General features: G+C 38.8%; 16 protein-coding genes and 1 pseudogene. 2 read left to right on the forward strand and 15 right to left on the reverse strand.

The features are described from left to right. Nucleotides 1-333: 333 nt before the first annotated feature. Genes ACGF5R_RS13730 through ACGF5R_RS13745 form a run of 4 tightly spaced genes read right to left on the reverse strand, consistent with a single transcriptional unit; the run spans nt 334 to nt 6,092 of the window. Complete coding sequence (locus tag ACGF5R_RS13730) at nt 334-1,251, reverse strand: GNAT family N-acetyltransferase (RefSeq protein ID WP_387691294.1); 918 nt, start codon at nt 1,249-1,251, stop codon at nt 334-336. Between the two features lie 2 nt (nt 1,252-1,253). Continuing rightward, entirely contained in the window at nt 1,254-2,525 is a 1,272-nt protein-coding gene (locus ACGF5R_RS13735) for a phenylacetate--CoA ligase family protein (RefSeq protein WP_387691296.1), read from the reverse strand. A gap of 29 nt (nt 2,526-2,554) precedes the next feature. After that, nucleotides 2,555-4,960, reverse strand: coding sequence for an acyl-CoA reductase (locus tag ACGF5R_RS13740; RefSeq protein WP_387691298.1), 2,406 nt, complete (start codon nt 4,958-4,960; stop codon nt 2,555-2,557). 1 nt (nt 4,961) lies between these two features. After that, nucleotides 4,962-6,092, reverse strand: coding sequence for an acyl-protein synthase (locus ACGF5R_RS13745; protein ID WP_387691300.1), 1,131 nt, complete (start codon nt 6,090-6,092; stop codon nt 4,962-4,964). Nucleotides 6,093-8,386: 2,294 nt separating this feature from the next. Here ACGF5R_RS13745 and ACGF5R_RS13750 point away from each other — a divergent pair. Both ACGF5R_RS13750 and ACGF5R_RS13755 read left to right on the forward strand, forming a co-directional pair. Then, nucleotides 8,387-11,290, forward strand: a complete 2,904-nt coding sequence (locus ACGF5R_RS13750; RefSeq protein ID WP_387691302.1) for an RHS repeat-associated core domain-containing protein — start codon at nt 8,387-8,389, stop codon at nt 11,288-11,290. 742 nt (nt 11,291-12,032) lie between these two features. Continuing rightward, on the forward strand, nt 12,033-12,371 hold the full coding sequence (locus ACGF5R_RS13755; protein WP_387691304.1) for a hypothetical protein: 339 nt from the start codon (nt 12,033-12,035) through the stop codon (nt 12,369-12,371). 507 nt (nt 12,372-12,878) lie between these two features. On the opposite strand, the gene ACGF5R_RS13760 is transcribed toward ACGF5R_RS13755, so the two are convergent. The 11 genes and pseudogenes from ACGF5R_RS13760 to ACGF5R_RS13810 form a co-directional block, all read right to left on the reverse strand. Next, nucleotides 12,879-13,580, reverse strand: a complete 702-nt coding sequence (locus tag ACGF5R_RS13760; protein WP_387691306.1) for a helix-turn-helix transcriptional regulator — start codon at nt 13,578-13,580, stop codon at nt 12,879-12,881. A 1,280-nt stretch (nt 13,581-14,860) separates the two neighbouring features. Further along, nucleotides 14,861-16,015, reverse strand: coding sequence for an alpha/beta hydrolase family protein (locus tag ACGF5R_RS13765; protein ID WP_387691308.1), 1,155 nt, complete (start codon nt 16,013-16,015; stop codon nt 14,861-14,863). 19 nt (nt 16,016-16,034) lie between these two features. After that, nucleotides 16,035-17,477 carry an SRPBCC family protein gene (locus ACGF5R_RS13770; RefSeq protein ID WP_262981226.1) on the reverse strand — a complete coding sequence of 481 codons (1,443 nt, stop codon included), beginning with the start codon at nt 17,475-17,477 and terminating at the stop codon, nt 16,035-16,037. Continuing rightward, on the reverse strand, nt 17,477-19,024 hold the full coding sequence (locus ACGF5R_RS13775; protein ID WP_387691311.1) for a class I adenylate-forming enzyme family protein: 1,548 nt from the start codon (nt 19,022-19,024) through the stop codon (nt 17,477-17,479). Before ACGF5R_RS13775 ends, ACGF5R_RS13770 begins: the two co-directional genes overlap by 1 nt. Nucleotides 19,025-19,047: 23 nt before the next feature. After that, nucleotides 19,048-19,296: an acyl carrier protein gene (locus tag ACGF5R_RS13780; RefSeq protein WP_112878037.1), complete on the reverse strand. Its 249-nt coding sequence runs from the start codon at nt 19,294-19,296 to the stop codon at nt 19,048-19,050. A 34-nt stretch (nt 19,297-19,330) separates the two neighbouring features. Then, nucleotides 19,331-20,446, reverse strand: coding sequence for a beta-ketoacyl synthase N-terminal-like domain-containing protein (locus tag ACGF5R_RS13785; RefSeq protein WP_112878038.1), 1,116 nt, complete (start codon nt 20,444-20,446; stop codon nt 19,331-19,333). Then, entirely contained in the window at nt 20,439-21,725 is a 1,287-nt protein-coding gene (locus ACGF5R_RS13790; RefSeq protein WP_112878039.1) for a beta-ketoacyl-[acyl-carrier-protein] synthase family protein, read from the reverse strand. The genes ACGF5R_RS13785 and ACGF5R_RS13790 overlap by 8 nt, the downstream gene beginning before the upstream one ends. Before the next feature lie 738 nt (nt 21,726-22,463). Then, complete coding sequence (locus ACGF5R_RS13795; protein WP_112878040.1) at nt 22,464-23,279, reverse strand: cyclase family protein; 816 nt, start codon at nt 23,277-23,279, stop codon at nt 22,464-22,466. After that, on the reverse strand, nt 23,272-23,985 hold the full coding sequence (locus tag ACGF5R_RS13800; RefSeq protein WP_112878041.1) for a 4'-phosphopantetheinyl transferase superfamily protein: 714 nt from the start codon (nt 23,983-23,985) through the stop codon (nt 23,272-23,274). Before ACGF5R_RS13800 ends, ACGF5R_RS13795 begins: the two co-directional genes overlap by 8 nt. Nucleotides 23,986-23,987: 2 nt before the next feature. Then, nucleotides 23,988-24,764 (reverse strand): SDR family oxidoreductase, encoded by a 777-nt coding sequence (locus ACGF5R_RS13805; RefSeq protein WP_262981229.1) that lies wholly within the window; start codon nt 24,762-24,764, stop codon nt 23,988-23,990. 1,112 nt (nt 24,765-25,876) lie between these two features. Continuing rightward, nucleotides 25,877-26,562 (reverse strand): annotated as a pseudogene (locus ACGF5R_RS13810) (IS5 family transposase); the annotation flags it as partial. Between the last annotated feature and the right edge of the window lie 29 nt (nt 26,563-26,591).

Genomic DNA, 26,591 nt, shown 5'->3' on the forward strand with positions numbered 1-26,591 from the left:
CTCCATTGATTCACCTTATGAAGAGTGGCTCTAATTGAAATCATCATCATGTTATTGCCACTTATAGATTAATAAGCGTTCAATAGTGCAATGAATTTTAATTAAAAATATATAGGAATATTCTGAAATTTAGATAAATGTGGTGGATTAACGCCCGCAATTCACCATGAATTACAACAACTTTACACAATTAATTAACAATTATGAGAATCACGAATAAATTGAATATCCGTTCAAAGTGCTGACCAAAAGACCAACACTTTGTCAATCATCTGCAAAACTATTCAAGCTTTGATGGGCTTTACCAGATTACCTCTGATAATCACAGAAAGGCTATGCGCTTGCACAAGCAAACATGCTTTGTTGGTGCAAACTGCGAGCAAACTGACAATTTAAGGCTAACTCTTTCCTGCTATGTCCACGAACCAGTAAAGCTTCCCAATGGTGATGATGACCAGGCACAAATCCTGTACAGGCAAATCCCGCCTGCTGCAAAATTTCTATTGCCTGAAGAGTCCCTTCTCCTACCGGCAGTTTCACATAGACCAGTTTGTGTGCCGGTAACTCCGCCACCTCTTTTACCCGCTCGGTTGTCTGCTTTTCTATCCACACTTCCAACCGACGTCCATGATTGGTTATACGGATATCTGCATCAGCCAACGCCTCTGGTTGCAGAGGCTCTTGACCAAACACTTGGGTCACCGATGTCAACCACCTTTGCCAACCGGAAGGCCAATGTAACTCTGGAAACGGCCAACTTTGTAAAGGTAAACAACCCAGTACGATGCTTTCCGGTCGCGCCTGATCAAATGGTGATGTTACATAGTCCGGTAACAATCCCGTAGTGTGAAACCCCAGATTTTGGGCCAGACGCTGACTGTAGTTATGTGACGACACTTGCTTAATCGTGAGTATGCTTAACCCTATTTCTTTGGCCTGATCACACAAATATCGCCCAAGAGCGGTAGCAATACCCTGCCCACGCGCCTGTGGATGTACCGCAATCAACGCCAGTTCAGCGCTTAATGAGCAGCGTTCATCCCGCCACAGCGCCGCATGCCCCAACACTTGTCCATTTTGTACCGCAACGGCGGAATACCACCGTTTTGCCGCGTTATAGCGGCCAAGCATGGTGGGTAAATAGACTTCCGGGTAGACATAATCTTCGCCGTAAACAACCCGAAATAACGCACTAACACCGGTAGAATCCTCTTCCCGAAATAATCTAATTAATGGTATTTCTGGATTCATGCTCACGCTGCCTTCTCTTCAGCACCATAACCACGATGATCAACTACCCGCATCAGCTTACCGGAGCGTGGATGAGTGACCATATTTTCCAAAGCGCAGTAAGTGACCTCCATATGCAGTAATCCCTGATCACATAACTCTGCTATAGCGGGTTGCGCCGCCAACAATGTCTGATGTACTGATGTTGTAGATGGCGCCAGTGATGAATCGCCAGCTAACAAGAGTTCTATCTTATCTATGCCGCCCTGACGGCTCAGCAATAACTGCCAAGCCAGTATGCCCTCTTGCTGTTGCAGTAAACGCGCAATATGGTCAGGAAAAATGGACAGTGAGTACACCCGAACTCGGTGAGCGCTACCCGCTCGCCCCTGCAAAGCGAATTTGCGGCGCGGCTGGTCTGACGCTTCACACCAACAGGCCATGTCACCAGTAGGATAGCGGATAACCGGCATCAGACTCCGTTGCAAGTTGGTCACAACCAATAGGCCATTTTGGCCAGGCGCCGTAATCGGCTGACCATTAGCTTCGTCAATGATTTCAACAATGGTTTCCGTATCAAAAACCCGATGTTCGCCGTAATAGCAATCGGGAGACGCCGCCCCAATGAGACCCGCATCAACGCTGGCGCAACCAACTGAACCAATACGCGCATTAGGAAATACGTGACTCAACAGTGTCAATTGCTCTGGAAACAGGCTTTCACCGCCGTACAACAGACGATCAATGCCGGGCATAGACTGACCGCACTGCTGCAAGGTACTGGCAAAACGTAATAGTTGCACCGTCACCCCGGCCAGAACATTAATCCCCAAGCTGACAATCGCATCGGCCAGTGCCCGATCATCAACTGACCAGGTAAACGGATATTCCACCACCGGCACCGGCGAATAGGACAAGGCGCCGTGAATAAATAATAAACTGGTATACAAATCACCAGCCACAAACAGATTAGCAACACGGTCACCAGGCTGTAATTGCTGTGCAAGCCCTTGACCAAATGCGCGTACAAAAGCACGCCATTCGCTACAACTGAACACCGACATCCGACCATCACTGGTAGAGCCGCCGGTTTTAAACACATGACCACCGTTAACAGGGCCGGTTAACACCGGCCAGTTTTCCAGCGATTGCGATTGCTGCCAATAGTCAGCAGGATTGATCAATGGCAGATCAGTTAGCGCCCAACCAGATCGCGGCAGATCACGATAAAGATCTTTAAAAAAAGGCGCATGATTGCGGGCGTATTCAACCAGATCGTGTAGTGATAATGTCATGATTTACCCAAAAAGTAGTATTATTGGTCTCAGAATCGGCTATCCAGCACCAGCGGCGTTTTGCCACTTTGCGGGTGACGATGGAACTGTCCAGCAGGTGTAGGGATAACTTCCAATTGAAGTAAGCCACCACTAACAACCTGGTTCATCATCTTATGTTGCAGCAGATGCACACGTACCTGATCAACATCTCCGTCGGCTAATATATGGACATAATCACAACCACTGGAGTTGTTCCCTACCAGCCACTGCACCGGAAACGGTAGCCCGGCAGATAATTCTGTTGGGTTCAGAAAAATAGAACCTACCCGTAATAACGCACCATGACGGCCTTCCAGTTTAAACCGCGGCGTTGGTAATCCGCAGGCGCAGAGACCAGGGAGCCAATAACCTAAGTCACCTATATCATAACGCTGGACCACCTGCCCTTCCCGTGCCAGAGGGGTAAACACCAGTCGACCGCTTTCCCCTGTCGGAACAGGCTGATCACTATCAAGAGCCAAGATTTCCAGCCATTGAATATCAGATAACAGATGGAACTCCCCTTCTTGGCAACAAGCACAAGCATGGCCTAACGGACCGGCATCCACGGAACCGTAAATCGCCGATTGAATTATCTGTACACCAAAACTGGACAGAAACCGACGTCGCTCTTCACCAATATGCTCACCACCGGTAAAAATTTTGCGTATCCCACCATAGGCGCGCAACGCAGCCTCTTCACATTCAAACAATCGGTGGATAGTGCTTGACATTCCCGCCAGCGTATTGATTCCCTGAGTGACAATAAAGTGCCTGATTTGGCTAAAATCATCGTTTATTGGCCCCCCCATCGGGTAATGCGGCACAGATAATTTATCCAGCACAGTGAAGAAACTCATCAAACCGCCATATAAGTTACTGCCATAAAACAAATTCATTACCCGGTCTTGGGATGGCTCCAAGCCAGCAGCAAATAAGCCATCTGCCGCAGCCTGCATTTGACTGTGATAATCTCGATGGCTGAAACCCGCCAACTTTGGCTCACCACTACTGCCACCGCTACGGAAAAACACCTGTGCTTTTGCCGTCATACCGCCGCTCTGAAACTTTGCTTTATCCATCACTGGAATCCCTGCCAGTTCCGGCGGATTGGCCGACCATTTATCTAACGTGACATGGCCTGGCAGTTGTTCAGGTTTCAAACTAACGGAGACACGTCGCGCCAGCCGAGTCAATGCATAAACACCATCATGAGGTTCACCCTCATAGCCATCATGCATCGTACCTGCCTGACATATCCGGCTAACACCGGCGGCCAACAACTGGCGACTCAGCATCGGCAACTCTTTTTCTCTCGCGATCAAAGCACAACTTTGCAAATAGGCGCGCCACGGCAACAAAACCTCAACCAATTGTGCACGTGGCGCCGGACGGACTTGCAAAGTACGGTACAAAGGTGATGGCGCAAGCTCTTGACGCTGTATCCAAGCTACTCGCCAACCATTGCCCTTTTCTATCGAGCCACACAGGTCAGCAAAAGTGTGATCTAACTGTAAGAATGCCATCTGACTGCTGATTTCCGCCGCTTCCTGTATGTCTGTCTGTAAGGCTGGCCACATTGGCGCACGTCGTGCCAGTGCGGCAGCCACAGCACCAACGACTTCCCGTAAAACGTTCTCGTCAGCACTATCTACCAACAAACACTGTGGGCTGGAACACGCTTGTTGGTCAAAACGGCAAACATCATCAGCCAATGCATCGTAATCAGCATCACTGGCAGCCATCGGCTCCAAATAAGCAAAACTGATACGATGTCCCCAATCTATCCAACGGCAACCGGGCCGTAGTTGGCTACGGATAGCGGTCAGGGCGCTATTACTGCCCCAGGCTGATACTGCATCAGCACAGGCCAGTAATTCTGATAATTGATCAGACGGCAAAGGCAACACGGATATATAAGGTGCCAACGTGCCGCTCAGGTCATGACGTAGGAATTCAGCCAGTATCTGCGCATTAAGGCCGTGGTCACTGCTACTAGGACGTAACCAGTTGACATTACCCACTAGCAAGCTCTCTAACACTGCCATAAATGGCAGCAAAGGCGCGTTGGCTGGCGTAATATGCACCACCAATCCCAACGGTTGCCAAGTTTCAAAACGGGGTTGTGTATAGTCAAAGCGACGCAGAGAAAAGGGTTGTTCTCCCAGTTCGTGCCGCAACTTTGCCTCTAAAGAATCGCGATGACAGAAGTGACGTAACGCGGTGATAGTGGCTGTATCCAGCGCAAGCTTAACAGCAACAGTATCGAGATCATCAACGAAGCGCTCAGCACACGCCAATACCTGTTGTACACTTGGGGGACAAGCCAGCGTCTCAGCCAAATTACCTTTAAGTTCCGCCAATACGCTAGCGGGCTCCAAGTCAGAGACAACCTTACCATTCACTAAATACATTTTAGGATTCCTTTATCAACTCAGAAGCGGCAATCGCACAACTGCGGCTTTTACTGGTACCGGCACGACCTAATAACTCAAACCAATCGGTAGCTAATTCACAACCACATTCAGCGGCCGGATGCAGCACCGCCAAATCGCTCACCACAATACTGTGTGCCGGGCTGGAAGTGATATAAGGTGATACCAAATGCAGAAAACCTGGCTTACCATAGGGTTGAACCGCCATGTTAGCTGTATCGCGGATATAGGTTCGGGCATAGACCGGCACATGAAAATGGTGATTTCGGCACTCAACATAAGGCACTGGATGCTCCACCGAACCGTAACCATCCCGGCACCGCTCGTCAGGAATACCCAGTTGTTCCCCCAAACGCTGATACAGTAAGGATTTTGGAATAGCTTTATCCGCGTGCGTTTTCCAACCTCCACCTAAAAACACCAGTGACTCAGGATGCAACTGCACCGGCGGCAACCCCATTTCCTGTATCCGCTCCAGTGTGAACCACAAGAATGCCGGAAAGCCCAAGATACGCACCGGCAGCCCTTGTGCCGCAAATTCTTGTAAGGATCGGATCACACCAAAAGGATCAAACTCATTGCTTTTTCCATTGTGGCGCAATGCATAACAGGCTTGGTTTATCGGTGCATACTTACACAGATACTGATCGGTATACGCGGTTCCCAAAGTAACCGTGCCGGCAGGCTCATAACTTAGCAGTAAGTAATTGCAAGGCTGCTGCGGCGTATTCCAACCGTAATACTCAAAAATCCGTTCAACCATATTTTGAGCTGCACGCATACTACGTACATCGTAACGCATACGGCTCTTTTGTCCGGTTGTCCCCGAAGAGGTCAACTCCAATGCATTCCTACCAGCGGTACTGAGCAACAACTGGCGTTTGAAATAATTAGCGAAAATAGGCGGCAAACGCGACCAATCATCCAGTTTCTCCAATCTTTCCACTTCCAGATCGTTAGCCTTCAACCACTGAGAATAACCGGGAGTATTTTCACAGTGGTACAGAGTCAACTCACGCATGGCAGCATCAAATAATTGGTCGCAAACGCTATCGACCCGATAAGGATGATCAAGCGCACAAAGGGCGTCAACATAAGCAAGAGAGGTCAAAAGTCGTCTCCAGAAATTAAAGAAAAAAGGGCATTTACTGCCCCTAAAATAATAGGTACGTTGTTTCAACCTCCGGCAAATAAATTCCGCCGAAAAAAAATAATGACATGTTGAATACAACTCCTTAACCAAATAAAAACAGGTCACCGCTCTGATAAAACTAACATTTAATTTTGTTAATTCCTTGTAAGAAAAACAATAAAAACACAACAATTATGATTTAATAAACGCTAATGTAATAACCAATTTATATTTAATAACCTTATCGACGAATTTAGACATCATTATTTATACCCGTCATCTTTCAAGTTGCCTCTTTGTTGGCTGCACTCACTCATCCCGGTCACATAGTTATCTATGCTCCCGGGGACTCGCTCCCTTGCCGTCGCGATGCATCTTGAAATCCATAGGGTATATAGTCAATATTTAACATTTAAAAAAATAGAATACTGAGATCTCCACGATATTTACGTAATTAATATTTATCATGATAATCAACAATGTTATTTCTTTATTCTCGGTCAATTTGTCCAATAGGGAAGATCTCTAAACCCAAAATAAAACCATCAAATTCAAAGGAGTAAACTTATTATTTTCAACGAGAAAACTATTTCGGGTAAAAAATCACATGATCTATTTCTATTCAATGATGAGCAATTTTCAGAATTATTTACAGCATAATAAGAAAAAAATTAACGGCCTACATTTATATTATCGATATTTACAATACCTAAAAGTAAGCAATTTCTGATATTACTAATACCAATCAATTTTTTTATCAACATAAAAATCCATCAAAAAATTAAAAATAAAAAACATATTTCTATACACATGATAGAAATTTTCTTTTATATAATTACTTTACCTATTTTACTAATCATTCATGTTAATATTTCTTTGTTAACCATTATAACTCCTGGGAAGAATAAAATATTTCAATAACAACCAAAATAAGAATTGCTAATAAGCAACATTATATATAATGATATTTCAATAAAAAACAAAAAGTTTTTATTTTGTAAATATCTAAAATATACAAAATATAACACTTAATTTTATATGAAATACCAATCTATAATACTAAAAATATAATATTTGTATTTATAACTTACAATATCCATTCTTTATTTTACAATTTAATCAAGGATTACAATATAATATTATTTATATTGTAAAAATAACAATAGAAAACTAATTAATCTATAATGCATTTCATTATTTTACATTAACTCGTGTAATAATTACATTATTTACCAAATTTATTATTTTATAAATGCAATATAAATTCCATATTATTTTAAATGGCTTTTATTTAATGAGTTTAATCGACAACCAGATATACCCGTTATCTTTCAAGTTGCCTCTTTGTTGTCTGCACTCGCTCACCCCAGTCACATAGTTTGCTATGCTCCCGGGGATTTACTCCCTTGCCGTCACGATGCATCTTGAAATCCATTGGGTATAATGATTATGACAATTTATATTTTACACAATGATATCTTAATGAAAAATTACATTGTAAAAACATTCAAAACAATATAAGACCTATACTACAGACATTATTCAGTTTAATTGAATTGAAAATTAAAATCGTATATCGCTTTAGAAAAGTTAGATCATCCAATAAAATCATTTGGTAGGCCAATATTATCAGTAAATTTAATAAATTATGTTTTATTGCATTAGAATATTCAATTCAGAAAGTATCTTACGATACCGTATAGACACAATGGATTTATTCCATCATGACACATAAGATGAAGTTTAAGTCAGTGATCCTCATTATAATGTCTACCTGACACGAAAATTCGATACACCCGATCAGTCTGGCGTCATTAATTGACGCCAGACTAACCAATCCAAATTTCATATATAGATAAATATCAAAAATTATTTAACCAATAAAATAACTCACCCTTATAACAGATAACCGTACTTCCAACTAATATTTCCCGGTACGCAACTATATGTTAAATAAGGATAGATTATTTCTCCTTTTTGGCAAATTAACCTATTGGCAGAAAAAACAGCTATGAGCAATAGCAAAAGATCCTGGCGCTGTTTTTTACGATACTTGTACTCGTCTGCCTATACTTGTTACCGTTATTCGGTTGCAGCAGCACCTTTGAGCAGCATACTTCTGAATGAGATTATTCCTGCTTATCTCCTGACCCCCTGCATATCGTTGGTATCTCAGAAGAAAGATTACCCTCATGACATGGAGAAGCTGAACTTAGCATTCATCCGCTGCTAAACAGACAAAAATTTATTCCACACAACTAAAGAGGTAAGTTATGAACAACTTTAACCCCAAAACTTATCAACATACCCCCACTATCACTGTTCACGATAACCGTGGGCTGGATGTCCGTGAAATCCGTTATCACCGAGCTACCGCAGAAGAGAATGCTGACGTCCGTATTACCCGTCATCAGTATGATGCTCTCGGACACCTACGCCAAAGTATTGACCCACGCCTGTATGACGCCTGGCAGAAAGATAACTCGGTAAAACCCAATTTTCTCTGGCAGTATGATTTAACGGGCAACGTCCTACGTACAGAGAGTGTCGATGCGGGTAATACTGTCACTTTTCATGATATTGAAAACCGTCTTGTCCTGACTGTAACTGCAACGGGTGTCAAGCAGACCCGACAATATGAAGACAACTCTCTGCCCGGTCGTCTGTTATCCGTAACCGAACAAGAGCCAGAGGAAAGGGCATCCCATATCCCCGAACGTCTCATCTGGGCTGGAAACACATCGGCAGAAAAAGACCAAAATCTTGCTGGTCAGTGTGTACATCACTACGATACAGCAGGAGCGACCCAACTGAATCGAGTTTCCCTGACCGGAGCGGCTTTATCACAATCCCGTCAGCTACTGGTTGATGGTCAAGAAGCAGATTGGTTCGGGGATGATAAAAAGATCTGGGATAAGAAATTAAGTAGTGATGTATACACCACCGAAAACAAAACGGATGCTACCGGTGCTCTATTGACACAAACCGATGCCAAAGGAAACATCCAGCATCTGGCCTATAATGTGGCTGGACAATTGAAAGGCAGTCGGCTAACCGTGAAAGGCCAGAGTGAGCAGGTGATTATCAAATCCCTAACCTATTCAGCCGCAGGACAAAAACTACGCGAAGAGCACGGTAACGGTATCATCACCGAATATACTTACGAGCCGGAAACCCAGCGACTGATGAGTATCACAACCCGTCGTTCAACCGATAGCAAGGCTTTGCAAGACTTACGTTATGAATATGATCCGGTTGGCAACATAATCAGTCTCCGTAACGATGCAGAAGCGACCCGCTTCTGGCGCAATCAGAAAATGGTGCCAGAGAATATCTATACCTACGATTCCCTGTATCAGCTTATTAGCGCAACAGGGCGCGAAATGGCGAATATCGGCCAGCAGAATCAGAATCTCCCCTCTACAGCACTACCTTCCGATAACAACACTTATACCAATTACACCCGTACTTATGCCTATGACCTTGGTGGCAACCTGACCCAAATCCGGCATAGCTCACCCGCGAGCCAAAACAACTACACCACAGACATAACCGTCTCGAACCGCAGCAACCGTGCGGTACTGAATACCTTAACCACTGACCCGACCAAAGTGGATGCGTTGTTTCAGGCAGGTGGTCATCAGGAGACATTACTACCGGGACAAAACCTAAACTGGAATGCACGAGGTGAACTACAACAGATGACACCGGTAAAACGGGATAACCACACCGACAGTGGCAGCGACATAGAGTGGTATCGCTATGGCAACGACGGGATGCGGCTGTTAAAAGTCAGTGAACAGCAAACGCAGAATATCCTCCGGCAACAACGAGTCGTTTACTTGTCAGGATTAGAACTACGTACAACCCAAAACGGTGCTACCACAACGGAAGAGTTGCAGATTATTACAGTGGGCGAAGCCGGTCGCGCACAAGTGCGGGTTCTACACTGGGAGAGCGGCAAACCGGAAAATATCAACAATAATCAGGTACGTTACAGTTATGACAATCTAATTGGCTCCAGTCAGCTTGAACTAGATAGTGATGGGCAAATTATCAGTCAAGAAGAGTACTATCCATTTGGCGGTACAGCGCTATGGGCCGCAAGAAACCAGACAGAAGCCAGTTACAAAACGATCCGGTATTCTGGTAAAGAGCGGGATGCTACCGGACTGTATTATTACGGCTATCGGTATTATCAGCCGTGGGTGGGAAGATGGCTAAGTGCGGACCCGGCCGGTACTATCGATGGATTAAATCTCTATTGTATGGTGATGAATAACCCAGTTACGCTTGCAGATAATATGGGGCTCTCAAGTTTAGACTGGCTTGATCTAGCCATTGCGCAAAACAAACCTGATATTTCACCACTTTTGTATAAACAAAATCCAAGAGTTGAGCAGAGATACAAATATTTCACCAAAAGCACAGGTGAAATATTAAAAGAAACAGAAAGAAATGAGCAAAAAATAGAGGAAATGAAACAGCAAGAGCAAGATGCGAAAACACCAAATGAAGTAAAACAGAAACAAAAACAGAGAATAAAAGAATCCCAAAAAATGACATACACCAACGCAAAACTAAAAGGATATGCGGCCCATGCAGGTATTATGCATGATACTACCTATAAAGATAAATTTTTAAATCTGAGTGGTAGCTTAGGTGCAAAAAATACCTTCCCTGGTGTGCAACTTATCAGCGAAAAAGCGAAGCCCGGTTTCGAACAGTACCACCCCAATAAACTTCAAACCTCCAAACGTTGGAGGCCAAATATGGATCTTGGTAGCTATCGTGTTACTAATGAAAAAGAATTTATCGCGGGTATACAAAAAGCGTATAAAGAATCAGGCTCTGCATTACACCCACTAGTTGAACAGAGGATCAAAGCACATATTAAGGAAAACAAAAACATTTTACCTAAAATGGCCGGTATTGCGGGCCTGCATGCTGAAGTACAAGCCTTAAATTATATGGTCACTGAATTTTCTAAAAATGGAGGAAATATATCAAGTCATTTGAGTCAGACCTACATATTCACACAACGACTCGTTGGTGCAACAAATCAAGATTTCCCTGCTTGTCATAATTGTTCTGGAATATTGTCTGGCATAGAAAATGTCATGACAGGAAGAGTAGAAAATTACAGAAGAATGACACGTAGATACTCTGTAGCGTAATAACTTCATCCAGGGAAAGAATATTAAAAATATTCTTTCCCATTACAGGATCAGGCGTAGACATATTGATTATGCCATTCCTACCATGTTTGCCATGAATAAAAAAACAAGATAACAAACTGTTAAAAAATATAAAAAAAGAGAGATAGAATCTTTTATTTATTCGATATTTTCAATGTAAATTTCGAACAACCGATGGCTGACAAATCAACAGTGACTTCATGAATTTCAACACCATCAAGTCAAACCATTTTCCAATGTACAATTAACCTTCACTTAATATTCATGTAAAACATTCATGATGATATACTTTATATTCTGTATTTTTACGCTAATATAAAAATACATTATATACCCGTCATCTTTCAAGTTGCCTCTTTGTTGGCTGCACTCACTCACCCCGGTCACATAGTTCTCTATGCTCCCGGGGATTCGCTCCCTTGCCGCCGCGATGCATCTTGAAATCCATAGGGTATATATAATTTATGATTACTATTCATAAATGCAATTATTTCATAGGCAACAAACCATCCAGAATAGTAATAAAATACTGTAACTAACAGATCAATAAAAATCATCCAAACAAAACAATATCAAATAAAAATATATTTATTATGGTTATATTCCTATGGTAATTATTAGTTAGGCTATTGCATTTATCACAATAAAAATAGAAATATCAGAGAAACTATTGTTATTTCTATAATAATCATCCATTTTATCCATTAACCAGGAGTTGAAGATGAGAGAAACTGAAGAAAAAGGTGAAATGCTTGGAATTAATAATCATTATTTTTTCGTTATTAATCTTACCAATGAAAACTTAATCGGTGATGTGATTTGGAGCAGTTCTGGAAATACGAGCACTCTCAATGTTGATGGGTTACATCCAGCAACCGCTTCACTTATCCAAGAATTCTATCCAGAAAGTTGGAAAAATGATTATTGGCAATGGACGGCAAAAGGGAGAAGATATCAATTAAATTGTTATGACGATGATATCTATGTCGCTGTTGTGATTAGCGATTTTGGCATTAGTGTATTACCCACTGGCACCAGCCCGGATGCATGGAAATGGTAGCTTTTCTTCCACTTCATTATTTATGTAAGAAAAATGCATCATGTGGAAAATATCGATAGCACTCTTACATAAAGACAAGCTCGCAAGTCGACAAAACAAAGATCGTGATGGCATCACGATCTTTGTTTAATCGAATTAAAATCTTACCCTGGGAAAATTCTTGAACTTTATTATCCTCAATCACAAGCTCGCCTATGTTGTTCGTTGCCCCAGATTACCAAATTAAGTGATTTATCCTACCATTCACAATCGGCACTCTAGGGCGGATTTTTCCTAATAATCGTTCTTGTCCACTCGATCCTTTAAGGGGCTCGCCCCTAATTTTTAGCAAACAAAACCGAATTTTAGCAAACCCAATAAAATCACTAAACTTTTCGAACCCTCAGCAGAAAGTCCAGATAATCATCAGAATTTACTCTATATTTGCAACTATATACTTAATAGAAAGAACAATTAAACATGTATAGGATAAATACCCATATAAATTACTCATCCGTAATCATTTATTTAGGGTAAATTATTATCAGACAATCCCTCTTTCTCACTCCATTTTTTTAGTAATAATATTCTATCTTGTATATATCTTTCAGACAATACTTCCAGTTTCTCTATTTTTCCTACTTGTAACTTAAGAAAATTATGACTGAATTCACACCAAGAAACTAAAAAGAATTCATTATTGAAAAAGACCGACAGTGGACAGGTCGTCTTCACAGTATATGTATTATTTAAATCAAGAAAAGTTATCACTATTTTTGATTTATGGTATATCGCTCTTCTGATATCAGATAACATTAAGTTATTATTTGTAACTTTGCTGTAACCTTCTGTTTTTACAAACATTGGCGAATAATATAGTTGATCACGCTGTTCTTCAGGCAATACTGCGGCAATCTTAGATATAAAGCTATGAGCAGACTTAGCCAAAACAACATCATTCTGTTCAATAACCCACTTATTGCCCAAAACTAAGGCATCAATTTCATCCATCGTAAACATTAAAGGAGGTAACATGAATCCGGGCCGTAATATATAGCCCAAACCGGGTTCACCCTCTATATTTGCCCCCTGACTATTTAATAAAGCAATATCTCGATAAAGCGTGCGCAAGCTTACATTTAAATCACTAGCGAGTAATTTACCACTGACAGGATACCTTCTTTGTCTCAAGTATTGCAATAATACTATAAGTCTTTCGGTTCTTGACATTTCCGTACTCCTCATTTTAATAAAAATCAAATAGGAAAGGCTTTACTGAATAAATAGTATTGAGTTACTAGCCAGTTACCCAATATATACCCGTTATCTTTCAAGTTGCCTCTTTGTTGGCTTCGCTCTCTCACCCCGATCGCATAGTTCACTATGCTCCCGGGGATTCGCTCCCTTGCCGTCGCGATGCATCTTGAAATCCATAGGGTATAGCTATTTATTCTTAATTATCTATCATGGAACAATGGCGAGATTTCTCTATAAAACCATCAACTCGAAATCCTATATTTAATATAGCCCTCAATTGTCAGGATTGACGAAAATATTATTGCCGTCTTACATAATTACCAAAATCTGTCAAGAATAAATGTTCGATGCATTACGCCGAAACAAGGTTGAAGTAAGTGTCTAACATCATACATAGCGCAAATATTTAAAAGTTTAATATACTGTTAATTAATACAAAAAATAAAATTCACACTCAACAAGATAACTTATCATAAGTAAACTTACTATGTATTAATGATATAAGAAAACACAAATATTAAAGTCAATTCTCATATTGCCAGTTAATACCTCAGCAGAAAAAGTATGGCCTTATTATTCTGACATATCGCTTCGTAATGCCTGGGAAGATGTTTTGATTTTATTACTAATGTAAAAGAGCAGCGGAACTAAAAGGCATACCCAAATAGGTCTAACCTTAACTTCTGTTGAAAAAATAAATTTCTTTAGACAAGATAAATAATCCTTAGCTTATCTTTAATTTATTTTTAATATCAGATTATTAATATCAACCGATAATATAACATAAGCACACTATTGTGTTTACTAAAGATAAAGGCAAAACCAATATTTACCCATAACAATACCTCAGTTGGTTAATAACTTTATGTTTTAGATTTGATAATTATTTTTTCTGTCAATAATAATCATCTGGATAATCTAATGAATCTGTGAAAATTTTTATAACTCTATATAAGAACAGTTATTCACAGCCTGATGTTCATACTTTAACCCTATTTAACGCCCATCCCATTAGACTATTTCATTTCCCATTTTTTATAAAAAGAGTGAACCAAGACAATACTTAAAAAAAAATGTTAACTTTTAAATACATGTTAGTACATCTCAAATAAGAAGAAATGCAACTCATTCTCATATACTATATATACACAATGATTCTTGCATGCTGTCTACATTCACTATTAACTTACAAAATAATAGTCCACAATAATGAGTTCTAATGGAATAGGCAGTTATACCTGTTATCTTTCAAGTTAGCCTTTTTTATAGCCATTTAGCCAAAATTGTTCACTAACCCAATCTGAAACTTGTATCATATATTCGTTTATTTTATTTAAGCAAACATGAGCCTCTGATTCATAACATAATAACTTATGATTATCACCCCATAATTGATCTAATTTTTTCACTTTATCGATCGGAAATATATCATCTAACTCACCATGAACAGTAAAAACCTTGGTTTTACAAGGTAAAGAGATATCCAATTTAATTTCGTCAAAAATAGACTGCATACGACTATTATCTTGCATAAATGCAAACTGGAAATCTTCTTTAAGCCTTCTTGGCAACTTATCAAACTCTGCTATTTCAGGCCCACCGGATAAATTGACGATACAACAAAATTTATCGCCAATTCTTTGCGCAACGCGTAGAGCAAAATAACCACCAAAACTAATTCCTAAGAAACAAAGAAGATCACTATTAATTCTGGTATCATCTTCTAATAATTTAACTATAGAACTAATATATAATTCCATATCGATAGCTATTGGCGATTTTCCAAGATTTATTCCCTGTCCTGGTCCATCAAATATAGCTACCGCCATATTTTTCCCTAAGAAAAACTCGGCCAAAGATAATATTTCAATTTCAGTCATTGAATCCAATCCATTGGATAAAATAACACAAGGCAAAGGATGATTCTCTTCTTCTTTATACCCTTTAGGGAATATAAGGAAGAACGGCATATGAAATTTATCGACGACAATATATTGGTGCTCAACCAGCAAATCACTATATTTTATACTAGATAAAAAACATGAACGAATATACTCTCTGAGCTGTATCTTTCTACTCCTATCACTAAAATACATAAATTCTGCCCAATGATAACAGGCAGCGGCACTCCTCAAAGCACGAACATGACTGACTTCACTCTTAGCCGAGTTAGCGATATTAATATAGCTATCACCCACTTTTGACCAATTAATCATCCATTCATACCAAAACTCTTCAGAGGATAAGTCTAAGTTTCCCACCGGAAAATGACTCAATGCCGCAACAACATCTCCCCAATGAACTTGGGGAGCATATTGAGAATTTAGGAAAAATAGTCTTGGCATAAAATAACCACAAGTAGCAAGAAGTTCTGGCGAAATTCTATTGGGTTTATTTTTATTATTCATCTTATTTTCCTTTGATTTACTAAATACGAGTGTCTAACCACTCTTTGCAAGCAAAAACCATTTTCTCACTATTTTCTGAAATAGCATTTTTTACTATCTCTTGTTGTTTCACTTTATCTTCCGTACCAAATTTAACTGCACATAAATCATGATTTAACTCAACATCATGACTAGAAACAATGAACGAACCACTTCCTTTACTTAATATACGCCATGAGCCACTATGGGACTTTAATACTAAAGGCGGCTCTGGTTGAAAATATTCAATCAATAAATTATCCGCATCACAGAATCGTATACTACGGAAAGTCTCATTTCCATTTGGTGTTGATACTTCCATATTAAATTCTTGATGTTTATCATCATTATAAATAACTTTTACTGAATCACAATGCGGTAATATCTTGCTCCAGTCATCGATATTTAAAAAGATCTTATAAACATCATCAACCTGGTGAGGAATATAATATCCCGCAGTAAAAGTTAATAAATTTGATTTTTTATGACTTTCTACCTGGCTTTTTATACTATCCATCTCCATTCGAGTATTATCATTGATAAATGAGATAATAAAGGAATTAGCCTGGTCATGATTATCAACACCATCAACGATACCACTGACATCTTCCAATAAACCCCAGTTCCTTTGTACTGTTAGAATACAGCGTTGATCATTAATAGGAATGATTTGCCATCTGCCATTCATTGTTTTTAATAATGGCATCGGTGTAGGCATAACATAATCAATCCGGTAAATAGCATCAAAATAATATCGCTGCGTTTGCCAACTTACTGCTTTATTATTTTGTTTTGCTTTGATTTCAACCAATTCTTCGTTACCTGATCTCTTTAAAACTTCTGCACCATCACAGAATGAAAAAATATCTGTCCAACAAGAGACATCTTTAACCAAAGTATAAACCTGCTGTGCCGGCGCCTCACATACGACTGAGTGAGTAATCGTTCCTTTTAATACTTTTCCCACGCCCTCTGTTGATTCGACGATATTTTTTATATTATTGAGCTCTTTAACTGAATTAGTATCAATAGCTTTACTAATAAATTGGTGCGCCTGCTCTATTGTTTCAACACCATCAATTAACCCGGCTATTTCAGACTCAAGATCATATAAATGCTCCAACAACAGCACACATTGCTGAGAATTGATTTTAACCACGCGCCATGACGTTTCCATTTCTTTAACTAATGTCATTGGGGGATTCAGTTTTGATTTTATACTGAATGTTTCTGGATAAAATTTACGATTTGATTCCCATTGCATTAAAATATCGTTAAGTAAAGCTTTGACCTCTATTTTTTCACCCTCGTTATCCCTAAAGAGAGCTTTTACTTCCTGGCAAGGCTCAAATATTTCCGGCCATTTGTCAGAATTTAAAATGATTTGATATACATTTTCTACCTGAGCATTACAAATAATTGAATGTGATTCTACATAATTCATTATTGATTCCTCAATGTAAATAGTTTTTTAGGATCGATTGACTTAATTAACTCTGCTTTCAATATCTTATCATTATGGCTCTTTGGAAAGTATTCATCAGTAACATAGAACCAGTCCGGCCACTTTTCCCGACTTAATTTACGACTTAAAAATGATGAAATAATATCTTCAATTTCAGGTAATGATTTCTTCGATATCTCGCCACTCATACAGGCAACCGGTTGATCAATAGCAACACCATTTTCATGGAAAGAAAAACCAACAACCGTAGCCACATTCACATTGGGTATCCGGGATAAAATAGATTCAACTTCTTCAGGATAAATTCTATGTCCGTTAGCACTCATAAAAGTATTTTGCTTACGTCCTTTTAAAATTAAATACCCCTCTTCATCTATATAACCGAGATCACCGGTGGAAAACCACTCATCAGGAGGCGTTATTTCTCCAGAAAGGACGTCATAATATCCTTCCATAATACTTTCACCCCTTATTATAATTTCTCCAATATTATCAGATGAGCCTATAATAGGTTTAACCGCTACCTCCAATGTATTATCAATTTTGCCAACACAATAAATTGAATTGAGATATCTTTTATCAAGATGATCTTGCTCATCTACCCAACAGAAAGGACCATAAGTTTCACTTAACCCATATCCCTGCATCCATTCACAGCCAATTAATTGACGCCCTTTCTCCAGTACGCTAGGCGGCATAGCTGCGGCACCATAAGCAACAACCTGTAAGTCAGAGAGATCGATATTATGTTCTGCGGTTGATTTAACGAATAACTTCATCGATTCTGGGCGTAACATAATATGAGTTATTTTATTGCGAGCAAGATAATCAGGCCATCTCTCTACATTTCTGTCTTCCGGTATAAAAAGTGTTGATTGATGTAATAATGAACCGAAAGAAAAAATCACTCCCGTTGTATTATTCAACAAACCTGACATGAATATTTTAGCATCTTGAGTAAACTTTAATTTCTCTGTCACCGAATAAATTCGTCGACATACTAATGATTCTGAAATACTAATGGCTTTCGGTTTACCTGTACTTCCACTGGTGAACAGGACAATAAAGTTAGCAATAGATTGCGGAGAATAAGTTATCATTGGAGTTTCCGCGATACCATCACTGACCCGGATCTTATGATCTGAAATATCAATCACATTAATGTTGTTTTCTTTTAATCTTCCAACAAAATGTTTATCTTTTTTAAGGTAAACCACAAAATCGTATTTCACTTCATTGGTAAAATTAATCCATTCATCGATTGTCGCTGATGATAAATTATAGGGCATTAATAAATGCAGCCCCATAGCACTAGCCGCAGCTAAAAAGAAAATACCTAATTCATCATGTTCAAATATAACAATGACTTTATTACCTTTTTTAACTCCTCGACTAAGTAAATCATCAATTAAATGGGAAACAGAAGATATTACCTCTTTTCTTGTATAGTGATAATCCTTAGTGATAATACAATCATGATGTAAGTTATCACGCCCTGAATGTAACAACATAGAGATTAGTTTCATTTCTGTTTCCCTTTAATTAGCAGTTAATTTTTATCATTTAAACTTGATGAGACGAAATCAAGAACCGCTCTTCCTGTTTCCCAATGACTGAATTGACTTTTCGTCACGGAAATACCGAACTCTTTCTCAATCTCTTTTGCCAAATCAGCTAATTCCGTGGAATCCATATCATAGGCATCAGCAAGGTTTACATCCATATTGAAATCATCAATATTAATGTTAAGAAAAAGAGACAAAATCGTTTTTATTTTTACTTCTGGATTATTATTCATATATTTTTCCTCGCGTAATTACATATTTTAGAGATTAAATAGCTGAAAAACTCAACGCACATACATGACCTTGGTTACTGAAACGCTGAATTATTATTTGGTTAGCATTTGAAAACTCATTAATTTTATTAGATTGTTGTTCCCCATCCCCATGACTTTCTGACAAGAATGATGACGCCAGGACTGAATCAATCACGCCACTAACTGAAAATTGATTATTCAAATAAGGCCTCAGATTTATAAATGATGTTTTTATCTCTTTATTTGAGAAAGCCTTACTCGTTATTTCTTTTTCATCATCATATATTCCATCCATAATAAACACAGCATTCTCATTATGGTTGAATAGTTCAGCGGTATATTCTAAGGTATTATTTCTTGTATTTTTATCAGGTGCAAAATAATCAACAAAACCAGTTAATTCACACAATATCGAAGCACCACGCTCTAAAGCGTGTTGTCTCTCTTCCAGCACCAGAAATGCCGCGCCCTCCGAAAAATCTCCTGGCCGTTTTTCGCCAAAAACCTCAGAGTGTTTCTGGTTTGACGTTTTCTCCAGTAAATTTTTAACTAATGGGCTGGAAAGATGTTCCGACGCACCACATAACATCACTTCCGCAACACCATTAGAAATTGCTTCCGCCGCATAGCCTATTGCTTGCATCCCTGCCACATCGGAGGTAGAAAACGTCTTAGATTGCGCACTAAAACCATAAAGCAGTGACAATTGCCCTTGAAGTGCCGCAGGGAACCATGCCGTGGCAACATAAGGTCCCATTCCCTTTATGCCTTCAATATGGAGCGCTTTAACTTCATCCTCAATATGTTGCCATCCACCAAAACAGTTTCCGACATATATTCCAACGCGATTAGGATCAAGCTTATCTACATCCAATCTACTCGCTTTTAATGCCATTTCAACGGCGACGATACCATAAACCGAAAATTCATCAATTTTACGTCTTAAGCGGTTATTGATATATTTCGCGCCATCGAAATCACTCAATGTTCTTATTACAGAACTTGCGGTCGTATTATTTTTCGATTCTTGGCCCAATAACTTCTGAATGACTTTTGATTTTATAGCGGTGACATCATCGCCATCAGGATGTATCGCACCAACACCGGTAACGACAACTCTTTTACGCATTGTCTACTGCCCTCATAACAATAACACTGTGAATACCAGAAAAACCACTTGATAATTTTAACGCGGTCTTAATTGGATATGAGCAACCTTGATTAGGAATATAATCTAAATCGCAATTAGGATCCGGCGTTTGATAATTAATTGTTGGGTGAACATACTGCTTTTCTATTTCAAGACATAATGCTACAGACTCTATCGCATTAGCGGCAGCTAAAGCATGACCTGTCATTGACTTTAATGAGTTAATTGGAATATCAAATGCACTTTCTCCCAGAACAAACTTAATCGCATTTGATTCGTTAATATCATTTTGCGCTGTAGAGCTACCATGAGCACTAATATAATTTACCGTTGATGGCGATATCTGGGCATCCTTCAACGCCATATCAATACATCGTGCCATTGCCATTCCATCCGCGGGTAAGTCAGTCATATGATAAGCATTATTGACGGATGCATACCCTGCTAATTCAGCATAGATATGTGCTCCACGCTGCTTAGCGTGTTCATAAGACTCTAAAATTAATATTCCACACCCCTCAGCAATCACAAATCCATCCCGCTCAAGGGAAAAAGGGCAAGTCGCTGCTTGCTGATTTTCCAACTCTCTTGATGATAGTGCCCCTAAAGCTTCAAAAGAGCCGATAGAGAGTGGACAAAGTGGCGCTTCACTTGCGCCAGCCAGCATAATATCCGCTCTGCCATAACGGATATGCTCCATCGCAATGCCCAATGCATCAAGTCCTGCCGCGCATCCGGTTGATATGTTACTGACGGACATAGACGCACCATATTTTTTCGCAACAGAAGTTGCGGCAGAGCTGAAATCAAAGCTGTCATAATCTTCTGATTTAATTAAATCAGGGTGAATATTCTCTTTGCCCCCTTTAGTGATCCTGAGTAAACACTCTTCCATTCCCGCAGCATCGGCAATCGCTGTTGCTATCGCAACACCAAAACGCCGGCCATCAATGTCTGAGGGTTTTAAGTTTGCATCTTGCATTGCCATCTCAGAGGCTTCTAGCGCAAACTGAAGATATTTACGCTCACTTTTCAGAACAAATTCTTTGTTATTGCCATCACTACCGTAAACTTGTCCTATTGCTCCGCTTTTAAAGCCAAATTTTTCTCTTCCCCACTCATATTTACTCACTCCCGATTTCCCGTTATGAATATTGTTCCAAAATTCATTAACGCCAACACCTGTCGGTGCAACAACACCTAGCCCTGTCACCACAACTCTACGTGGTTGAGATTCATTTCTGTTATTTATTATCACAATAATTATCTCGATAGAAATAGAATAAACATTTACTCAGGCAAGTTTTATTAATATAAAAGTTACCCATTTTCATTTAAGAAAATCATTATCTGTAAGTAATGATATTAAACTACTTTATTTATCTATAAAATCATATTTGTCATATATATTTGATTTTCATCTCCTAACCAAAATTCTTTAAAATAAGCACCAAATCATCACTCTATTTAAATACTTATTTGGTTCTTCACTGTTCTTTCATCTATTTAAGCTGCAAGAATAATATGAATACTCCAGTCTAAACCAAACTAAGTTAACTCCCTTCGCTCTGCACATGGATAGAATAATTAAGCTTTTTATTAATATCTCAATTTATTCTTAAAAATCATCCAGAAAGGAGATGACAAATTTATTATCATAGAGCCGACATACCCGCTCACAGTACAGTACAATATAACCAAACAACATAGCCAAGATAATATATCTTTTGCTAACTTATATCTTATATATCGCCTTGATCATGGGAATTTTCGATCAAACGGCGTATCTACTCTACCTCTAGTCATTAATTTACACTGAGCTGTATCTTTGTGGATTCGATACAAATAAATCATGCAATACACAACTCATACCTTAAGCACCTTCTTTTAAATATCTAAGACATGCTCAGGCATATTGGACATTAGATTTAATTGTATGATCTTGAAGTCTCTTTTCTGCTCATATTTCCCCGTCCTATCATATAGTTATATATTATTATAATATTGCAACCACTCGACTCCATGAAGCATCTGCTTTCTCTAATTTTATTGGAAAGCAGCACACTTTAAACCCATAAGGTTTAGGAATACTGGTTAAATTACAAAGCCGTTCTATCTGTAAGTAAGGATAATCCCGTCCGATAAAATGAGATGGCCATAAGCAATCTTTATTCCCAGTTTTCTTATAGTCGTTAATCATCTCTATAAATGGCCGATCAAAGCTAAATGCATCTGTCCCAATAATCTTTACCCCTTGCTCTACTAACCATTGAACAGCGCTACTTTCAATCGCTCTATAGTGAGTAAAATAGGATTTTGCCCCCATAAGTTTATCAGCTCCGGTATTGATAAGGACAATATCATTTTCTTTTATTTTATAATTAATTTTTTTTAATTGACTTTCTACAGATTGCTTATCAATTGATTGATTATCATGACTAAAATCGAGTAACACACCATGACTATAAAACCAATCCAAAGGAATATCAGTAATTGTTGCTGGCTGATCTTGCCCTTCATGCCACCCATAATGATAAGGAGCATCAATATGCGTTCCGGTATGCGTGGTCAATTGATAATACATCAGTGATAATCCCATACCATCAGGAAAATCATTGTGATCAATGATCAACTTTTTACGTTTAAACAGTTTTACAAAGGCTCTTTTCCACCATGAACTGGTATGGAAATACAAATAACTCTCACCTAATTTATTGGCTCCTTCTTTATGATCAACGATTCCCCTGGTTACTTTCTCAGGTTCCCAAAAATCACAGTCTATAGGAACACTTAAGTCAATAATATTACTCATCTTTGTTCCTTATAATGTCGGAATAGTTTATTTCCTTGATATTTGGTGTAGAAATTACCTTCTTTTGAGATAAGGCACAAACAAATTGCTGATGATGAATCAATAACGTGTTCGCCTCTAATTCTTTCATATCTTTAACAGAATCAGGGTTATTAGCCAATAATTTCTCATGTAAAGTCGAAGCAAATAATTTAATATATGCTTCAAGTCTAACCCAATAGTATAATGTCATTAAATGATAATAATTCTGAAATCCGGGACTAACTCCTAATCGTTGCTTTAACATTACACCTTTCATATATTCCAACTCCCTATCCTTAATAAAACGTTCAATAATTTCAGAAAATTTTATCTTAGAAGGAGTGACTTCAATATCAACACCTATTTCACTTGAGCTAAAACCGATGGCACAATAGTTTCCTGAAGCGCTCAGTGAAAAATAATATTTGAAGTCTTGCTCCGTGGATATATAAGGTTTACCATTATCATTCGTTATGATTTCATAATCAGATAAATATTGACTTAAAACATAACGTAATGCAGCCCGTCTAAATATAAATTTTTTTCTTCTATCCGCTAAACAAATTTGATTATGGCGAACTATATCAGAACGGTGAATTAACTGTTCAATAGACACTAAATCAATATCGTCGATTTTTATAATCCAAAGATCAAAAAAATCAGATGATAAAGAAATACCGCCCATAATTAGTAATTACCTAACCCACCACACACATTAAGTGCTTGAGCGGTTACAGCCCCGGCGAGAGGGGATGCAAGATAAGCAACCATTTCAGCCACTTCATTAGGTTCAACATATCTTCCGATAGGAACACGCTCTTCTACCCTTCTTTTCGCCTCTGCTACATCAGTGCCCCAAATTCTGGCGTAATGTTCTCTAACACGTTCCGCCATTTCACTCTCAACAAACCCAGGACAAACTGCGTTAACCGTAACACCTGAACCATTGCGTGCTAATTCAAGCCCCAGGGATTTAGTCAGGCCGACAACACCATGCTTAGAAGCAGAATAAGGCGCACCATGAATAACACCTTGTTTCCCACCGGTTGAGGCAATATTGATAATTCTGCCGCCAGATAACATTAATTTTCTTGTCAAAACTTCATGTATAACAAAATAAGTGCCATTTAAATTAACATTTATGACATTTTGCCAAGTTTGTGGGCTTATTTCAGCAGTAATACCTCCACCAGAAATTCCAGCGCAATTCACAAGTACTGTCAGCTTATTATCTTCAAGCTCCAGTTGGTCAAACGCTTTTTTAACATCTTCATGATTAGAGACATCACAAACTATTTTCTTTGCAAATTGACTACCATATTTATTGCGTAACTTGCCAATTGCACTATCAAGACGCTCAGGAGTACGCGATAATAATATTGGTTCAAAACCATCCTCAGATAATCTTTCTGTAATTGCGAAACCAATATCTCCTGTCGCGCCGGTAATAAAGGCATATTTCATCTGAACTATTCCTATCGTTATTTATACCCGTTATCTTCCAAGTTGCCTCTTTGTTGGCTGCACTCGCTCACCCCAGTCACATAGTTACCTATGCTCCCGGGGATTCACTCCCTTGCCGTCGCAATGCATCTTGAAATCCATAGGGTATATATTATTGCTATTCACGGAAAAACACGATTACCCCTAACAAGCATTATTCATAAACTAGTGACAGTTTTTGTCAGCATTTACGAAAAATATTAACCGCTTCACGTAAAAATCAATAATATACCGGTGTTACATTTGCAAAAAATTATAATACCAGATTACTTTATAATTTCACTATACAAATTCATATTTTCTGGCTAATCAGAGAATAAAATAAATGTTCAGCAATAATCACCGTATTTAAAAAAGGTTGAAAACCATGATGTTATGGATTAACCGTTAGGTTATATTTTCATAGAATGACAATAGAATAGGAGGGGCAAAGTACAACATAGAGAAACCTGAAAGCTTTCATCACCCATTACCCAAACAAACTTATACGCCTAATTAACCCGATTGTTGGCGACGAGACATATTCCAAGCACGTGCTCTTACCATCAGTATGTCAAACCGTTTAAAACCAGTGATATGCCAAAGTTAATCACCAGCTGGCTTATGTGACAGTTTAATGTATGTCTGATTCCTCTATAGAATATAACTTTTGGTTATATTGAATATAATCAAGAAATATATTCCAACAACGTTATTAAAAGGAATCAAATATATAGATCATAATTTACCAACATTCTTTATAAGCATAGCTTAGATCTTAATTTTATAACAAATAATTCGCTTATTAATAAAAATCCTTACCGGATATTTATTATATTCACGCGGATTTTATTATTTTATCTACAAAGACAGTCACCATACTGATGTGGCACAGTAATTTTGGTCACCGTAATAAAGGTGATATTTTCACTTCAACAATCAAACAGGTGACATGATGAAAAGAAGTTTTATCCCTGAATTCAAACGGGAATCTGCCCAGTCACTCCTTGACCAAAATTACAGTATTATGGAAGCTGCTAAGGCGATGAATGACAGTGAAAAAAACAGAAAATATACTAGGCAGTGTCCCTCAATTAAATAATCGTCTTAAGAAATAAACGGATACAGCCTAATTTCACCATAGCTATACAGTTTCTTGCGGTTTTTTCATAACGTGTGCCAATGCGACGATACTCTTTGAGTCGACCTAAACCTCTTTCTACAACATTTCTTCTTCGATAGGTTTCATGGTCGAATTTAACCCGTCCATCTGTTCGGGCTTTTTCGTTTGATTTATAGGGAATTATCACTTTTATTCCCTGACGTTTTAACCGGTTGCGTAATGAGTGGCTGGCGTAACCTTTATCAGCAATCACCGCTTTTGAACGCCGTTTCATAAAACCGTTTTTACGCTGAATACCCAGACCATCCAGCAGGCGTATTGCATATTGACTTTCGTGACATTGACCGGCACTGAGTACCACATTCAGTGGGTGTCCTTTTCCATCGACCGCCAGATGGATTTTGGAACCATAACCCCCCTGAGAGCGACCTAGGCCATGGTCTCCGGTGATATCGGGATGTTTTTTTGGGCGCCAGCCGCACAATGTGCCGCACGAATGTTACTGCCATCCAGTGATATGGCTGACCAATCAACTAAATCTTGCTCATCCAGTATTGACAATAACTTATTGAAAATGAGATTAATTATTCCTGATTTTGACCACCGATTAAAGCGGTTATAGACGGTCTTCCAGGAACCATAACGTTCGGGTAAATCTTATGAAAATAAAATCACGTTTCACAGAA

Origin of the sequence: Photorhabdus sp. RM71S (genome assembly GCF_042879355.1) — a bacterium.
Taxonomy (GTDB): domain Bacteria; phylum Pseudomonadota; class Gammaproteobacteria; order Enterobacterales; family Enterobacteriaceae; genus Photorhabdus; species Photorhabdus kayaii.